This is a genomic window from Streptomyces sp. NPDC006602, from assembly GCF_042870385.1.
Lineage (GTDB): Bacteria > Actinomycetota > Actinomycetes > Streptomycetales > Streptomycetaceae > Streptomyces.
In genome coordinates this window covers 86,085-101,577 of sequence record NZ_JBIAHG010000006.1, presented here as the reverse complement: position 1 = coordinate 101,577, position 15,493 = coordinate 86,085, and the positions used below count along the sequence as shown (strand labels likewise).

Genomic DNA, 15,493 nt, shown 5'->3' with positions numbered 1-15,493 from the left:
TTGCAAAGATCTCTTTGCAAGGCTATCTTTGTACGCATGCCGCAGCCTCAGCCGGAGCCTCAGGGTCAGCCCGAAGAACGCCAGATCCACCATCTCGACGCCCGCTCCCTGCGCGGGCTCGCCCACCCCCTGCGCATGCAGCTGCTGGACGCCCTGCGCTTCGACGGACCCGCCACCGCCTCCCAACTCGCCGAGCGGCTGGGCGAGTCGAGCGGCGCGACCAGCTACCACCTCCGTCAGCTGGCGACGTACGGCTTCGTGGTGGACGCCCCGGAGCACGGCAAGGGGCGGGAGCGGTGGTGGAAGGCCGCCCATGAGGGGTTGATGTTCGACGACGCGCTCTTCACGGACTCGACCCCCGCCGTGCGCGGCGCCATCGACATGGTCATGCACGAGATCGCGACGAAGCACGCCCAGGAACTGTCCACCTGGCTCGGCAACCGGCACGTCTGGTCCGAGGAATGGGTGCAGGGCACGGACATGAGCGACATGACGCTACGGCTCACCCCGGAAATCGCTCACGAACTCATCGAGAAGATGCACGCCCTCGTCGAGAGCTACCGCGACCTGCCCGCGATGGCGGACGCCCCCGACGCCGAGCGCGTACGCGTCCACACGCACACCTTCCCGATCACCACGGACGGAGAGGCCACCCGATGAACCCCGAGACCCACCTCGCCCTGCACCGCATGCGCGCTGCCGAACTCGGTGCCGAGGCCGAGGCGTACCGCCTGGCCTCCGAGGCCAGGCAGCCGCACGGCCTGCGTACCCGCCTCGGCTGGACCCTCGTAGAAGTCGGCCTTCGCCTCGCGACGCCGAAGCCGGCCCTCGCCCCCAGCCCTAGCAGCTAGGGACAGAACCCTTTCCGCTCTCCAGTGCCGTCAGCGCGTTCACCGCGCCCTTCAGGGTGGTCACCGGGATCAGCCGCAACCCCTTCGGCAGCTCGGCCTGCGCGTCCGAGCACTCGTCCTTCGGGACCAGGAACACCGTCGCCCCGTCGCGCCGCGCGGCCTGCGTCTTCAGGGCCACGCCGCCGACCGCGCCGACCGCCCCGTTCGCCTCGATGGTGCCGGTGCCGGCGATGGTGCGGCCGCCGGTGAGGTCGCGGCCGCTGCCGTCGCCGTCGAGCTTGTCGATGATGCCGAGGGTGAAGAGCAGGCCGGCACTGGGGCCGCCGACGTCGGCGAGTTTCAGGGTGACCTTGATGTCCTTGCCGGTCAGGTTCAGGTAGTTCAGGGCGGCCTCGGTCGCGGCGTCCTGGGACTCCTTCATCTGCTCGGTGTTGTGCTGCTCGATCTCCTTGACGTTCTGTCCGCTCGGGTAGACCGCGTCGCGCGGCATGACCGCCTGGTCCGTGGCGAACCAGGCGTCGAGCACGTCACCGAGGGAGACGTCGGTGTCCGGATTGGTCGCCTCGATGGTCGTCATACGGAGCTGGCCGGTCGTCTCGCGGGTCGGGGCGCCGGAAATCGTGATCACCGGGGTGTCCTTGTTCTCGCCGAGGACGTTCGCCGTCAGCCCCGGCCGCGTCAGTGAGAACGGCAGCGGCGCGAAGCCCGCCGTGGCGAGCAGAGCCACGACAGGGAGAGCGCAGACGGCGACGGCCTGGGGGCGCGTGAGGCGAGAGAGCACGGGATCAATCTAACGCGACGACCACTTCCGGCCACGGGCCGGTCAGCCCTCCGCGCAGCCGCGTAGCTGCGGTAGCCGCCGTAGCTGCGGCAGCCGTGCCGCTGGGGCGATGGGGCCCCCGCTCGAGCGAAGCCGAGAGTGGGGGAGGGTGGGCGCAGCGGCACCCCGCAACGCCGGGCTGCGCGACCCACCCCCGTCCAGCCGCACGCCGGGCACGGACGTCAGCGCAGGCCAACGTAACGTCAGCGCAGGACACCGCACGTCAGCGCAGAGCCTCCGCGACCTCCCGAGCCGCATCCACCACCCGCTGCCCCACCCGCTCCGGCACCGCATCCGCCAGCATCACCACACCGACGCTGCCCTCGACCCCCGTAACCCCGATCAACGGCGCGGCCGCCCCACTGGCCCCCGCCTCCAACTCCCCATGGGTCAAGGTGTACCCGGCGTCATCCACGGCCTGCTGCCGCGCGGCGAGAATCGCCCGCCCCGCAGCCCCCCGGTCCAGGGGATGCCGGAACCCCGCCCGATACGCCACGTGATAGTCCGTCCATGTGGGCTCGACCACGGCAACGGCCAACGCCTCCGCCCCGTCCACCAGCGTGAGGTGCGCGGTCGCTCCTATGTCCTCCGCCAGCGACCGCAAAGCCGGCAACGCCGCCTCGCGTACCAGCGGGTGCACCTGGCGGCCCAGCCGCAGCACACCGAGCCCGACCCGGGCACGTCCGCCCAGGTCACGCCGTACGAGCGCGTGCTGCTCCAGCGTGGCGAGCAACCGGTACACAACGGTCCGGTTCACGCCCAGTTTGTTGGACAGCTCGGTGACGGTCAGCCCGTGGTCCGTATCGGCCAGCAGCTTGAGGACACGCAGTCCCCGGTCGAGCGTCTGAGAGGTCTCCGCGGTCACGACGCCCACTCCTCCAAGTGGTGAGGTCGGCAGCCCCCTCGCGGTCGATGCGTCACCGAGTCCCGTCGGCGACGCGCTTCAGAGGCCGCCGATCGGTCGGCGGCCCGGCCTGTTGCCGGACCGCGTCGCTTCACGGCTGCGCTCCGCGGCGGCGCTGCCACGGGGCGTATGCGTAGCCGGACATTAGCGAAGGGAGTTCGCTGAGCGGAAGGCTCCGTCCAGAATCCGGGCATCACCCGGTACGGATCACTCCCTTTTGCCCGCATACGCGCGGCGTGCATCACTCGGCGTGCACCACACCCGCACGCAGCGCACACGCTCCGGCTCACACGTCTCAGCACACGCCTCTCCCCGAGCAGAACCCGGCGCCGGACCCAGAGCCGACGCGTACGGCGTCACCGCATCCGCGTGGCCCACTCCTGCACCTTGGCGATCCGCTGCCGCAGCTGCCCGGCCGTGGCCTCGGCGCTCGGCGGTCCGCCGCACACCCGCCGCAGCTCGGTGTGGATGACCCCGTGCGGCTTGCCGCTTTGATGGACGTACGCACCGACCATCGTGTTGAGCTGCTTGCGCAGCTCCATCATCTCCTTGTGGGAGACCACCGGCCGCCGTTCGGCGGGCAGTTCGAGCAGGTCGGCCTCCTCGTCCGGCTTCTTGCGGCTGTGCGCGATCTGCCGGGCCTGCCGCTTCTGGAGGAGGAGCTGCACCTGGTCGGGCTCCAGCAGCCCCGGAATCCCGAGGTAGTCCTGCTCCTCTTCGCTCCCCGGATGGGCCTGCATGCCGAACTCGGCACCGTCGTAGAGCACCCGGTCGAAGACGGCCTCGGACTCCAGCGCCTCGAAGGCGAACTGCTCCTGCTCGCCGGTGTCCTCGTCCTGCTCCTTGTTCGCCTCCTCCATCTCCTTCTCGGACTCGGCGTACGGGTCCTCCTCGCCCTCCTTCTTCGGCTTGTCGAGGGCGTGGTCCCGCTCCACCTCCATCTCGTTGGCGAAGGTGAGGAGGTCGGGGACGGTCGGGAGGAACACGGAGGCGGTCTCGCCGCGCCGCCGGGACCGTACGAAGCGGCCGACGGCCTGGGCGAAGAAGAGGGGCGTGGAGATGGTCGTGGCATACACCCCGACGGCGAGCCGAGGCACGTCCACACCCTCGGACACCATCCGCACCGCGACCATCCACCGGTCGTTGCCGCTGCTGAACTCGTCGATCCTGCTGGACGCCCCGGCGTCGTCGGACAGCACGAGCGTCGCCTTGTCGCCGGTGATCTCACGGATGAGCTTGGCGTACGCGCGTGCCGAGTCCTGATCGGAGGCGATGACGAGAGCTCCGGCGTCCGGGATGCCCTTCCTGACCTCCGTCAGCCGCTGGTCGGCCGCGCGCAGCACGCTGGGCATCCATTCGCCGCGCGGATCCAGCGCCGTACGCCATGCCTGGCTGATCGCGTCCTTCGTCATGGGCTCGCCGAGCCGGGCGGCGATCTCGTCGCCGGCCTTGGTCCGCCACCGCATGTTGCCGCTGTAGGAAAGGAAGATGACGGGTCGGACGACCCCGTCGGACAGAGCCGACCCATATCCGTACGTGTAGTCGGCGGCGGACCGCCGGATCCCGTCGTTCCCCTCCTCGTACGTCACGAAGGGGATGGGGTTGGTGTCGGACCGGAAGGGCGTACCGGTGAGCGCGAGCCGCCGCGTGGCAGGCTCGAAGGCCTCGAGACACGCCTCGCCCCAGGACTTCGAGTCACCGGCATGGTGAATCTCATCAAGAATGACCAGAGTCTTGCGCTGCTCGACCCGGTTGCGGTGCAGCATGGGCCGCACGCCCACACCCGCGTAGGTCACCGCGACACCCTGGTAGTCCTTGCCGAGCGGACCGGCGCTGTACTCCGGGTCCAGCTTGATCCCTATCCGGGCGGCCGCCTCGGCCCACTGCTTCTTCAGGTGCTCGGTCGGTGCGACGACAGTCACCTGCTGCACGACATGGTGATGCAGCAGCCAGGACGCCAGCGTCAGCGCGAACGTCGTCTTCCCGGCGCCGGGCGTCGCCACGGCGAGGAAGTCACGCGGCTGCTCCTGGACGTATCTCTCCATCGCACCCTGCTGCCAGGCACGCAGCTTGCTGGCGGTACCCCAGGGGGCACGGCCGGGGAAGGCGGGGGAAAGGTGGTGGGAGGAGGAGGCGGCGGTGGTAGTCACGGTCTCCGTTTGGTGGTCGAAAGGGAGGGGCCGCGCGTAGCGCGTCGAGTAGGGCGGTGGTGGGTGACGGGTGGGCGGCTCGGCGTACAGGGGCAGACGGCTCGTCTACGTATGACAACCGGGCCACCCTACCGGCGCCCCCACGGTGGAAACGCGCGGACAAGCCCGGCTCGCCCGCGGGTGGGACCCACGTCACAGCCGACGCAGCCGCCCCGCAATCACCCCGACGTCCCCCTCCACCCCGGACGCCACATCGATGACCAGCGCGTACACCTCGTCCTGGTCCACGCCGGCGGTCGACCCCGTTGAGTGCGAGAAAGGTCGCGGCGGCGAGCCATGCGGTGCGCTTGTTCCCGTAGACGAGGGGGTGGTTGGCCGCAATGCCGTGCAGAAGCGCGGCGCCGCGCTCGGACCGTACGGCCTGCTCGTGGAGATCCTGACAGGCCGCCGTACCGAACATCCGGGCGCGCGGCCGGTGCACAGCGGAGGCCAACAGCCCGGGCGCCCTGGCCTCGGGCGCCCGCCCGCCGAAGGCGACCTCCGCGAGTGCGGTGACCTCCGCGACGGTGCGGTGCCGTGTCATTCCCGGAGCCTCCTCAGCAGCTCGGTGTGCGCCACGGCAAGCCGACCTCGGCGGATCGCACGCGCCGCGCCTCTTCGTTGAACGGCCCGACCCGAGACCTTGGTCGTACGACGCCGACCCGCGCGGCCCTTTCATGAACGCCGTATGGCAGTCCCATTGCAGCACCCGCGATTCCCTTGAGCCCCTTCCCAACCCGGCCGTACGGTCAAGTCATCGAGTTACACGGCCGCGGCTGTGGAAGCTCAACCGATTGATCACGGCCGTATGCCCGAGTGGTTGAGGGGCTCGCCTGCAAAGCGAGTTACGTGGGTTCGAATCCCGCTACGGCCTCCAGTTCGCGGTCATGGCAGGGCGGCGCCGGCACGGGACCGCCCTGCCTACGGCACGCGGAACGTCTCCCCGTACATCTCCCACCGCAGCGGTGTGGCCAGGTCGAAGTTGCCGTCGTTGAGGAACTTCCGTTGGGTCGTGTCGATGCGTGTGGTGTCGCGGTGGGGGTCTTCGTACTGCATCGCCTTGCGGTGGAGGTCCAGGAAGACGTCGAGGTAGGTCTTCTCCTTGCCGCCCTGGGACGGGATGTCCGCCTCGGCCATGGCTGCCTCGCGCAGGCCGTAGAAGCCGCGGGGTCCCGTGCCGGGGCCGTGCAGCACCATCGCGTCGTAGTAGATGAACTGGCCGAGCGTGCCGAGCCCGTCGAGCTTCGCCAGGCGCACAGCCGGGTCGAAGTAGATGCGGTCGCGCTCGGTGTCCTGGGCCTTGCGGAAGTCGGCCTTCTGTGCCTCCTTCACCCAGGCGTCGGCGAATCCCGGGTCCAAGCCCTCGTGGGAGTCGCTGCCGTCGACCTGGCGCAAGGCGGGCAGATAGCGGGCGAGGCCGTTGTCCGGACGGCTCTTCGTGTAGTGCTCGACGAGCGTGAGCAGGTCGTTGGTGCCGGTGCAGAAGCCGATGACGCCGGCCGTGTAGCCGTTGCCGTCGCCGAGGTCCTCGATGTAGTCGTACTGGCCTCGCCAGTCGAGGGTGGAGTTATCGGCGGTCGCCAGGATCTGCTGCGCGAGCTCCTTCTTGTCGGGGGCGCCGAGGCCGGGCGGCAACTCGGCTATGAGGGCGTCGTCCTTCTCCCGCTCCGACTCCGACGACGGTCCGGCTTCGAGCAGCCCCGCCCCGGAGGTCCGGGCCGCGTCGTTGCCCGGCAGGTCCGTCGAGCCGCAGCCGGTCACCAGCAGGAAGACCGCCGCCGTGGCCACCGGGGCGACGGCGTGAAGGAGACGACCGGGACGCTTCATGCCGCACAGAGTACGGGCGGCCGAAAGGGTGCCCGACCGCGGGATGCCGCCTCGGGCTGCGACCCGGCCGGTGGCTCAGAGCGCCCCGCTCTCCTCGTCCCGGAGCAGCTCCGTCCAGTAGTGCCGGCCGGCCCGGGTCGTCGTACCTGTCGGGTCGACGGTCGACAGGACCTGGATCATCGTCGCGGCCAGTTGGTCGCGCGTGTCCGCGCTCGGGCCGTGGGAGAGGTCCTCGTCGATCGCCCTCTCGCGGTGGAGCAGCCAGAGGGTGAAGCCCAGGGTGGAGACGTCCGTGTTGAGGGGGTAGAGGGTCGCCTCGGGTTCGCTCCAGTTCAGGACCGCCCCCGTTTCGCCGTCGATCACGAGGCTGTTCGCCTCGACGAGGTCGCCAAGGCGTATCAAGTGGGTTGCTCGGTCCGGGAGTTCGGCGGCGGGGTCGTCGGCGTAGTACTCGGCCAGCGTCGCCAGTGGTACGTCCGTGTCGAGGTGGAAGGGGAAGGCGTCCTCGGGCAGGCCCGTCTCGCGCAGGAAGCGGCGGGTCGGTTCGTGCGTGAGGGTGGCGGGGAAGTCGACGTCCTCGAAGCGGGCCACTTTGCCCCGGCCGAACTCCTGGTCCAGGAGGCGGGCCGGGAGGTCCAGGGCGAGCCCGGACAGCGTGCCCGGTCCGGCGACGAGGGACAGGGGTCGGATCAGGGCGGCCATCTTCCAGAACGGTGGCACCTCACCGCCCGTGCCCTCCTGGAACACGGCCAGCAGTTGGCGTGAGGCCTCCGCCACCGCCTTCGGGCCGAAGCGGCCGGCGTAGGAGGCGAACCGGCCTCGCAGTGCGGCCAGTTCGTCCGTCGCGGTCGCGAACCGCACCAGCCTCTCCAGCGACGGTGCGAGCGGGCGGCGGCCCATCAGGTCGGGGCGGTCGGGGCGGAAGTACGTCGTCGAGATCTCACCCGTCGCGCCGTTGAGCAGGACCGACTCCGTCTCCAGGCCGCCGGGGCCCACCAGTCCGCCTATGACCAGCTGGTCGCTCAGATCCGACGCCAGGCGGTCCGTGTCGCCGGTCGAGTCCGCCACTGTCCGCAGGCCCTCCCGGCTCAGTTCCGCGAAGGTGAACAGGCCGCTGTCGCCCGGGAGCCCGGGTCCCGTCAGCCAGCGGCGCGTCGACGCGTGTGTGATGTACGGATCCAGCTCGGCCTCGGTCAGCGTGATCGTCGCCGGGCCGGCGTCGGTCGTGCTCATGTGTTTCCCCCGAATGTGCTTCTCTCACAGTCCCCGCGCAGGGCACGCGCAGCCACCCCGTTCCGGCGGCCGTCCCAGCCGTCCCCCACTGCCCAGAACACTACGCGCCACCACTGACAACGCCCCCGGCCCGAAAAATGCGCCCCGGCCCCCGGATCAAACACCCCGGACCAGACGCGCCCCGGCCCACCGGATCGGACGCCCCACCGGATCGAACACCCCGCGGGATCGAACGCCCCACCCCAGGAGACGCTCAGACCACCCTCGCGCGTTCCGTCCCGGCCAGGATCTTCGCCACGGTCTCCCCCACCGTCAGCCCCGAGGAGTCCACCCACAGCCCGATGCGCGGCGTCTTTGCCCGCAGCACCCCGTCCAGCTCCTCGACCGTCCAGGCCCCGTAACCCGTCTTCGCCCGGCCCGTTTCCCGGGCCTCGACGGCCTCCGGGCTCGGCGCGAGGACGACCACGTGCAGCGGGCGGGTGCGCACCAGCTGGACGTACGCCGTCAGGTTCCGGCCCAGCACCACGTCCTGCACCACCGCCGTGAAACCGGCCTCCGCGTACGCGTCCGCCGTCGCCGCAGACAGCCGGTACCGGAGCCGGAGTTGGGCCTCGCCCTCGCCGCCGGCGCCGGGCTCGTAGTCCTCGCGCCCGGACACGATCATCCGCCGGAACACGTCACCACGGACATGCGCCGCCCTGGGCAGCCTCTCCGCCAGCGCCTGCGCGACCGTCGACTTCCCGGCCGCCATCACGCCGGTGATCAGCACGACGCCGCGCATCACACGAGGTAGACGCCGCCCAGCACGACGACGATCGCCGCCGGCACGAACAGCAGGACCCACACCGCCGGCTTCCCCACGTTCGGCGCCGGTTGGTAGCGCGGCTGCTCGTCGGTCTCCGGCTCCAGTGTGCTCACTGTGCCGTCACCACCGCGGCCTGCGGCCGGATCGGCAGCCGGTTGACCGGGCGGCCCGTCGCGGCGCGGACCGCGGAGGCGATCGCGGCCGGGGACGTCACCACCGGCACCGCGCTGACCGCCTTCGCCCCGAAGGGGGCGACCACGTCACGTTCCTCGACGAGCTTCACGATGTGGATCTCCGGGGCGTCCAGGGCGGTCGGCAGGGCGTACCCGGTGAGATCGGGGTGGCGGATCAGCCCGCGCGCGCTGCGCAGGTTCTCCGTGAGGGCGATGCCCACGCCCTGTGTGACGCCGCCCTCGATACGGGCCACCAGCTGCGTCGGGTTCAGGATCCGGCCGACGTCCTGGGCGAGCGCCAGCTCCACCACGCGCACCGAGCCCAGTTCGATGTCGACGTCCACCACCGCGCGGATCGCGCAGAACGCGAGCCCCACGAAGGCGTCGCCCTGACCGGTCTCGTTCAGGGGCTCGGTCGGGTGTGGGCGGCACTGGGCGGTCGCCCACAGTTCCTTGCCGTCCATCGCCTCGGTGACGGTGGTCGACAGGACTCCGTCGTACGACGTGATCTTGCCGTCGGTGATCGAGAGCAGCTCGGTGGACATGCCGAACTTGTGCGCCAGGGGCTGCAGAAGCTGGGTGCGGACCATCTTGGCCGCCCGCTCCACCGCGCCGCCCGACACCCAGGTGTGGCGGCCGCGGCTGCCCGGGCCGGCCGGTGGCTGGTCGGTGTCGACCGGGGCCACGTGGACCTCGTCGATGCCGAGGGTCTCCTGGACGATCTGGCGGGCCAGTGTCGTGAAGCCCTGCCCTGTCTCGACGGCCGCGCACAGCACGGTCGCCACACCGTCCTGGACCCGGACCGTGGCCGTGGAGACCTCGTCCGTGCCCTCCGCGCCCAGCATGTGCACCATGCCCAGGCCGTAGCCGACGCCCCGGCGCACCGCGCCCGGTTCGCCCGCGCCCTCGGGGCCGCCGGGCAGTAGCCACTCGTCCTCGGGGGTGTCCTTGGGGAGGGTGGGCAGCGGGAAGTCCCGTACGGCCTGCAGCAGTTCGGCGACCGGCGCCGGGCAGGTCACCGTCTGGCCCGTCGGCAGCACATCGCCGGTGGCCAGGACATTGCGCAGCCGCAGCTCCGCCGGGTCCACGCCCAGCTTCTTCGCCAGCTTGTCCATCTGCGCCTCGTAGGCGGCGCACACCTGCATGGCGCCCTCGCCGCGTACGTGGCCGGAGGGCGGGTTGTTGGTGCGTACGGCCCAGCCCTCGATGAACGCGTTCGGGACGACGTACGGCCCGCAGGCGAACGAGACGGCGGCGGCCAGCGCCTCCGCCGAGGTGTCCGCGTAGGCGCCCGCGTCGAGCAGGATCTGCGCCTCGACCTTCACCAGCCTGCCCTCGGCGTCGGCGTGGTGGCGGTATCTCAGCAGGGTCGGGTGCCGGTGGACGTGCCCGAGGAAGGACTCTTCGCGCGTTGCGGTGAGCTTGACCGGGCAGCCGGTCTTCAACGCCAGCAGGCCCAGCGGGAGTTGGAAGCCCTGGTCCTCGCGGTCGGCGGTGGCGCCGGGGACACCGGTGACGACGACCTTCACCCGCTCGGGCTCCAGGCCGTAGCAGGCGGCGGCCGTGTCGCGGTCGGTGTGCGGGTCGGTGGAGGCCACGTACAGCTCGACGCCGCCGTCGGGGCGCGGCACGGCGAGGCCGGCCTCGGCTCCGATCGGGGCGGGGTCCTGGCGGCCGATGCGGTACTGGCCCTCGACGACGATCTCGCCGGCCGCCTCCGGGTCGCCGTGGCGCAGCGGGATGTGCCGGATCAGGTTGCCGTCCGGGTGCAGGGGCTCGGCCTCGAAGGCCTGCTCGGGGTCGGTGACCGGGTCGAGTACTTCGTACTCGACGATGACGGCGGCCGCGGCCATGCGCGCGGTGTCGGGGTGGTCGGCGGCGACGGCCGCGATGGGCTCGCCGTGGTGGCGCACGACCTCGGAGGCGAACACCGGGCGGTCGGCCTTGCCGCGGCCGTGGACCGGGCTGCCCGGCACGTCCTCATGGGTGACGACGGCGCGTACGCCGGGCATCTCGCGCGCGTGGGAGGTGTCGATGGACACAATGCGCGCGTGCGGGTGCGGTGAGCGCAGTACGGCCGCCCACAGCAGGCCCTCGGCCCACAGGTCGGCCGCGTAGGGGAAGGTGCCCTCGGTCTTCGCGCGGGCGTCGGCGGCCGGCAGTGCGGCGCCGAGGCCGTGCGGGATCGGTTCGGGGGCGGGGGCTGCCTCCGCGGCGGTGGTCGCGGTGGCGGCTTCGTTGCTCACGCCTGGCCTCCGTCCTGTCCCTGTCCGTTGCCGTACGAATGGTCATGCCGTGCGGCCGGTTCGAACGCCGACGGGTTGACGCCGCCGGCTCCCGGGCCCGCCTGATGCGGAATACGCGCCCCGTCCGCATCCGTCTCATCGTCCGCCGCGGAGTGTGCCTCGCGTTCCGCGACGACCTCCTTGACGGCCTCCACGACGCCCCGGTAGCCGGAGCAGCGGCACAGGTTGCCGCACAGCGCCTGGCGGGTCGCCATCTCGCTCGGCGCCGGGTTGCCCTCCAGGAGGTCGTGCAGGGTCATCGCCATGCCCGGCACGCAGAAGCCGCACTGCACGGCGCCGCACCTGGCGAGCGCCCGCTGCACGTCCGAGGGCTGTCCGTCGACGGCCAGGCCCTCGACCGTACGGACCTCGCTGCCGGCCGCGGTCACGGCGGGCACCAGGCAGGAGGCGACGAGCCGTCCGTCGACCTGCACGTTGCAGGCCCCGCACTCGCCCTGCGAGCAGCCGTCCTTGGCGCCCGCGAGACCGAGCCGCTCGCGCAGCACGTAGAGCAGGGACTCGCCGATCCACGCGTCGGTGACGGGCCGGTCGACGCCGTTGACGCGCAGGACGTAGGAGGCGAGGGGGTGTTCCTCGCCGGAGGGCGGAGGTGCGGCCTCGCCGTCGGGAGTCTGCGCGCTCTCCGCGGTCTCCGCGGTGACGGCGCCTACGGTGCTCTCCTCGCCGGCGTCCGCGTCCGCGGCGGGCTCGGCGGGAGGCTCCGCGGCCCCCTCGGCGGCCTCAGCGGCCCCGTGGGCCCTCTCGGACGACTCGGCGGCTCCACCGGCCTCACCGCCCCCGTGGGCGGGCTGTGAGGCGGGTTCGGCGGGCGCTTCGGCGTACGGCGGCTCGGCGGGCACCTCGGGCGCGTGCGAGCGGGGCCGCTCGTGGTCGTGTCCGGTCGGTCCGGGCTCGACGGATGCGTGCGCGTCGGGCGCGAAGTCCTCCGGCCCGTGCGCGTCCGGCGCGTACCCCTCCGGCGCGCGGCCGGCTTCGGGTGCGTGCGGGGGCGGGGCCGGCGGCCCGCCCGGGTGCGCGGCGGGCTGCTCGTGCGCGTGCCCCGCCGCTGAGGGGTCGGCAGCGGGCGCCTGCTGCCCCCACGGCTGCCCCGCGCCCTCCGTCGCCCAAGGGGCGGGGGCGCCGCCCGGGAGCGTGGCCGGCGGTGTGCCGCCCCACTGCTCGACCAGGGAGGACGTGGTGAACTCGCCCGATTCGTCCGGTAGGTCACCACCGGCGACGGGGATCGACCACTGCCCGGTGACGTCGTGCCCCGGCGCCGGAGCGGCCGGCTCTTCGAAGTTCCACTGTCCCGTGGCGCTCGGGTTGTACGTGAACCGGTCGTTCCCGGTGTCGTGGGGCGCCGCGTTCGGGTCGGGCCACTGGACACCCTCGGCCGGCGTCGGCCACGTGCCGGTCGCCGCCGGGTCGTTGCCCGCGGTGCCGGCCGGGTTGACCGTTATCTGCGGCGGCACATAGCCGTGACCGCGTGCGGCGAGCGGCGTGTCGGAGGAGGCCAGGAGGGCGTCGATGCCGCCTTCGGGGAGTTTCACGAAGGCGGTGGCGCCGTCGTCGTAGTCGCCATGGGGCAGCGGGTCCCAGCGGCCCGAGCCCTGGGGCGTGCCCTCTCCGTGCTGGTCGTCGGTCACGACAGCGCCCTCCCCAGTGCTCGTCGGGCTAGTGCGGCGACGGTGCGCCGCAGGTGCAGTACGGCGGGCGGAAGCTGTTGTGCGGAGCCGTCCTCGGCCGGGCCCGGTTCGGGGATGCAGGCCGCGGCGACGTACTCGCCGAAGGCGCTGAGCGCCTCCGGGACGATCGCGCGGTTGTTGTCCCAGTCGATCAGCCGGGCGACCCACTGCTCGGCGTCCAGGGGCCTGAGCGGCATCGGCGCTATGGCGCCCACCGCGCACCGGACCCCGCGGCGGGCAGGGTCGAGGACCAGGGCGACGGACGCGAGGGCCCGGCCCGGGCCGGTGCGGCCGGTCGCCTTGAGGAAGACCTGCGGGGCGTGCAGCAGGGGCACGCGCACGTAGCCGATGAGTTCGCCGGCGCGCAGCATCTCCATGCCGGCCAGCAGGTGCGACACCGGGATCTCCCGGCGGGCTCCGCCCGGGCCCGCGATGATCAGCGTCGCTTCCAGGGCGGCCAGCACCGGAAGCGCGTCCCCGGTGGGTGACGCCGTGGCGATGTTGCCGCCGAGGGTGCCCGCGTTGCGGATCTGCGGCGGGCCGGCGGCGCGCGCGGAGGCCGCGAGCGCCGGGATGAGGGCGGCGAAGTCGGGTCGGCCCATGCGCGCGTGGGTGAGTCCCGCGCCGAGCAGGGCGTGCCCGTCCTGGTACTGCCAGCCGCGGATCTCGCTGATCCGCCCGAGGCCCACCAGTGCGGCGGGCCTGAGCTGTCCGGAGTTGACGGCGGTCATCAGGTCGGTGCCGCCGGCCACGGGCACGGCGGCGGGCATGGCGGCCAGTGCCGCCACTGCCTCGTCCAGCGATGTGGGCAGCGTCACGGCCTGCGCCGCCTGCGGTGCGTGCGTGGTCAAAACCGGCTGCCCCTTCCCGCTGCCCCACCTGGTCCCACCTGTGTTGCCGTACGGTACGTGCTGACAGGGCGGACGTGGCAACTCTGGCACATCTTCGCAGGACCCGAACGCGGGGGTCCGCTAGGAGGCATTCGCCCACCTCACCAGGGAGATGGTCCGTTTTCGTACGGCATCACCGGTGCGTACTGATTGACGCTCTTCGGTGACTCTTGCGAGTTTTTTCCATTACTTGTTCGGAGGCGGCCCCTCGATCGGGCGCCCGAGCACACCGGGCCGCCGCTGCCACGGCAAGGGCCCCGTCGGCGGCCGGTAGCCGACCCCCAGGGCGTCGAGTCGCCGGTAGTGGGCGGTCATCCGGCGCTCGAAGTCGGCGAAGTCCCGTTCCGCCGGGGCGGGTAGGGGACTCCAGGCCACCTCGGCGAAGGCCGCAAGCCGCGGGAAGGTCTGGTAGTCCACGCGCGCCTGGTCCTCCATCACCTCGGTCCACACGTTGGCCTGCGCGCCGAGGACGTGCGCGGCCTCCTCGGGCGTCAACTCCGGCGGAACGGGCTCGAACCGATAGACGTCCTCCAGGGTGCGGACGTAGGCGATGGGGACCGGCTCGTCCGCGCCCGCGTCCTGCCTGTAGTCCAGGTACACCTGCTGCTCGGGGCACATGACGACGTCGTGGCCCGCGCGGGCGGCCGCGATGCCGGCCGCGTAGCCGCGCCAGGACGAGACCGCCGCCCCTTCGGCCAGCCCGCCCTCCAGGATCTCGTCCCAGCCGATGAGCCTGCGCCCGCGCGCGGAGAGCCACTTGTCGAAGTGTCCGATGAACCAGGACTGCAACTCGTCCTCGTCCGCGAGTCCGAGTTCCGCGATACGGGCCTGGACGAGGGGCGACTGCCGCCACTGCTCCTTGGCGCATTCGTCGCCGCCGATGTGAATGAACTCGGATGGGAACAGCTCCAGCAGTTCCTCGAACACCCCCTCGTAGAAGCGCAGGGTGTTGTCAGTGGGGGCGAGTACGTTCAGAGAGATGCCCCAGTTGTCCCAGACGGTGAGGGAGGTCGTGTCGACGACGTCGGTGTTGCCGAGTTCCGGGTACGCGGCGATGGCGGCCTGCGAGTGGCCCGGTACGTCGATTTCGGGGACCACGGAGATATGCCGCTCGGCGGCGTAGGCGACGATCTCCCGGATGTCGTCCTGGGTGTAGTAGCCACCGTGCGGCTTCTCCTCCCACAGCGGTGAGGCCCGGTGACCGAATTTCGTGCGTGCCCGCCAGGAGCCGGTCTCGGTCAGCTTCGGGTAGCGCTTGATCTCTACGCGCCACCCCTGGTCGTCCGTCAAGTGGAAGTGGAAGACGTTGAGTTTGTGCGCCGCCATCAGGTCGAGGTAGCGCAGGACACCGTCCTTCGGCATGAAGTGCCGGGCCACGTCGAGCATGAGGCCGCGCCAGCGGAAGCGGGGAGTGTCCTCGACGAATGTGCCGGGTACGAGCCACTGCCGACCAGGGGCGACGGGAGCCCGGCGGAAGGCATCGGGACCGAGCAGCTGACGGAGCGTCTGCGCGCCCCAGAACACCCCGGCCGGACCGCCGCCGTGGATGGTGATGTCGTCCCCGTTGACGTACAGCTTGTAGCCCTCCGGGCCGAGGTGGCCGGCGTCCTCGGACTGGACGCGCAGGCGGATGGTCTCGCCGTCGTCTCCCGCACCGGGCGGCAGCGCGAGCCCCGTCGCGGCACCGAGCACGCCGCGCAGCCAGCCGGCGGTCGCCTCGGTACCGGGACCGGCGTCGATCACCGTGGCCTCGTCGATCACGAAACCGCCCGCCGAGTCGACGTCCCTCCAGGTCGCGGGCGCCGGAATCAATCCAGTCATCAAAGTCACG

Annotated in this window: 13 protein-coding genes, 1 tRNA gene and 1 pseudogene; 3 read left to right on the top strand and 12 right to left on the bottom strand. The window is 71.8% G+C overall.

What is annotated here, in order from left to right; genetic code table 11:
* The first annotated feature begins 36 nt into the window (after window positions 1–36).
* Window positions 37–660 (top strand): ArsR/SmtB family transcription factor, encoded by a 624-nt coding sequence (locus tag ACFYO2_RS18325; RefSeq protein ID WP_388349772.1) that lies wholly within the window; start codon window positions 37–39, stop codon window positions 658–660.
* On the top strand, window positions 657–851 hold the full coding sequence (locus ACFYO2_RS18320; protein WP_388349770.1) for a hypothetical protein: 195 nt from the start codon (window positions 657–659) through the stop codon (window positions 849–851). Before ACFYO2_RS18325 ends, ACFYO2_RS18320 begins: the two co-directional genes overlap by 4 nt.
* Here ACFYO2_RS18320 and ACFYO2_RS18315 read toward each other — a convergent pair.
* From ACFYO2_RS18315 to ACFYO2_RS18300, 4 genes and pseudogenes are all read right to left on the bottom strand, one after another.
* Complete coding sequence (locus ACFYO2_RS18315; protein ID WP_388349768.1) at window positions 841–1,632, bottom strand: S16 family serine protease; 792 nt, start codon at window positions 1,630–1,632, stop codon at window positions 841–843. The two genes, ACFYO2_RS18320 and ACFYO2_RS18315, sit on opposite strands and share 11 nt — an antisense overlap.
* 262 nt (window positions 1,633–1,894) lie before the next feature.
* The gene (locus ACFYO2_RS18310) at window positions 1,895–2,536 is read right to left on the bottom strand and encodes an IclR family transcriptional regulator (RefSeq protein WP_388349766.1); all 642 of its coding nucleotides are present in this window, start codon (window positions 2,534–2,536) and stop codon (window positions 1,895–1,897) included.
* 395 nt (window positions 2,537–2,931) lie between these two features.
* Window positions 2,932–4,725: a DEAD/DEAH box helicase gene (locus tag ACFYO2_RS18305; RefSeq protein WP_388349764.1), complete on the bottom strand. Its 1,794-nt coding sequence runs from the start codon at window positions 4,723–4,725 to the stop codon at window positions 2,932–2,934.
* Between the two features lie 192 nt (window positions 4,726–4,917).
* Window positions 4,918–5,308: pseudogene (locus ACFYO2_RS18300) on the bottom strand (type II toxin-antitoxin system death-on-curing family toxin).
* 258 nt (window positions 5,309–5,566) lie between these two features.
* Here ACFYO2_RS18300 and ACFYO2_RS18295 point away from each other — a divergent pair.
* Window positions 5,567–5,641, top strand: a tRNA-Cys gene (locus ACFYO2_RS18295).
* Window positions 5,642–5,685: 44 nt separating this feature from the next.
* Here ACFYO2_RS18295 and ACFYO2_RS18290 read toward each other — a convergent pair.
* The 8 genes from ACFYO2_RS18290 to ACFYO2_RS18255 all read right to left on the bottom strand — a co-directional run bounded on the left by ACFYO2_RS18290 (window position 5,686) and on the right by ACFYO2_RS18255 (window position 15,483).
* The gene (locus ACFYO2_RS18290; RefSeq protein ID WP_388349762.1) at window positions 5,686–6,591 is read right to left on the bottom strand and encodes a chitosanase; all 906 of its coding nucleotides are present in this window, start codon (window positions 6,589–6,591) and stop codon (window positions 5,686–5,688) included.
* 75 nt (window positions 6,592–6,666) lie between these two features.
* A complete protein-coding gene (locus ACFYO2_RS18285; RefSeq protein WP_388349761.1) occupies window positions 6,667–7,824 on the bottom strand; it encodes an SUKH-4 family immunity protein in 1,158 nt (385 codons plus the stop codon).
* Between the two features lie 253 nt (window positions 7,825–8,077).
* Window positions 8,078–8,605: an AAA family ATPase gene (locus ACFYO2_RS18280; protein ID WP_388349759.1), complete on the bottom strand. Its 528-nt coding sequence runs from the start codon at window positions 8,603–8,605 to the stop codon at window positions 8,078–8,080.
* A complete protein-coding gene (locus ACFYO2_RS18275) occupies window positions 8,605–8,742 on the bottom strand; it encodes a hypothetical protein (RefSeq protein ID WP_388349757.1) in 138 nt (45 codons plus the stop codon). Before ACFYO2_RS18275 ends, ACFYO2_RS18280 begins: the two co-directional genes overlap by 1 nt.
* Entirely contained in the window at window positions 8,739–11,048 is a 2,310-nt protein-coding gene (locus ACFYO2_RS18270) for a xanthine dehydrogenase family protein molybdopterin-binding subunit (RefSeq protein WP_388349756.1), read from the bottom strand. The genes ACFYO2_RS18275 and ACFYO2_RS18270 overlap by 4 nt, the downstream gene beginning before the upstream one ends.
* A complete protein-coding gene (locus ACFYO2_RS18265) occupies window positions 11,045–12,733 on the bottom strand; it encodes a 2Fe-2S iron-sulfur cluster-binding protein (RefSeq protein WP_388349754.1) in 1,689 nt (562 codons plus the stop codon). The genes ACFYO2_RS18270 and ACFYO2_RS18265 overlap by 4 nt, the downstream gene beginning before the upstream one ends.
* Entirely contained in the window at window positions 12,730–13,623 is an 894-nt protein-coding gene (locus ACFYO2_RS18260) for an FAD binding domain-containing protein (protein ID WP_388349752.1), read from the bottom strand. Before ACFYO2_RS18260 ends, ACFYO2_RS18265 begins: the two co-directional genes overlap by 4 nt.
* Before the next feature lie 225 nt (window positions 13,624–13,848).
* A complete protein-coding gene (locus tag ACFYO2_RS18255) occupies window positions 13,849–15,483 on the bottom strand; it encodes a beta-N-acetylhexosaminidase (protein WP_388349750.1) in 1,635 nt (544 codons plus the stop codon).
* Window positions 15,484–15,493: the final 10 nt, after the last annotated feature.

Bases quoted from the DNA above. Each gene is read 5' to 3' on its own strand.
- ACFYO2_RS18285 (WP_388349761.1), bottom strand. From the start codon at position 7,824: ATGAGCACGACCGACGCCGGCCCGGCGACGATCACGCTGACCGAGGCC.
- ACFYO2_RS18290 (WP_388349762.1), bottom strand. From the start codon at position 6,591: ATGAAGCGTCCCGGTCGTCTCCTTCACGCCGTCGCCCCGGTGGCCACG.
- ACFYO2_RS18325 (WP_388349772.1), top strand. From the start codon at position 37: ATGCCGCAGCCTCAGCCGGAGCCTCAGGGTCAGCCCGAAGAACGCCAG.
- ACFYO2_RS18255 (WP_388349750.1), bottom strand. From the start codon at position 15,483: ATGACTGGATTGATTCCGGCGCCCGCGACCTGGAGGGACGTCGACTCG.
- ACFYO2_RS18320 (WP_388349770.1), top strand. From the start codon at position 657: ATGAACCCCGAGACCCACCTCGCCCTGCACCGCATGCGCGCTGCCGAA.
- ACFYO2_RS18280 (WP_388349759.1), bottom strand. From the start codon at position 8,605: ATGCGCGGCGTCGTGCTGATCACCGGCGTGATGGCGGCCGGGAAGTCG.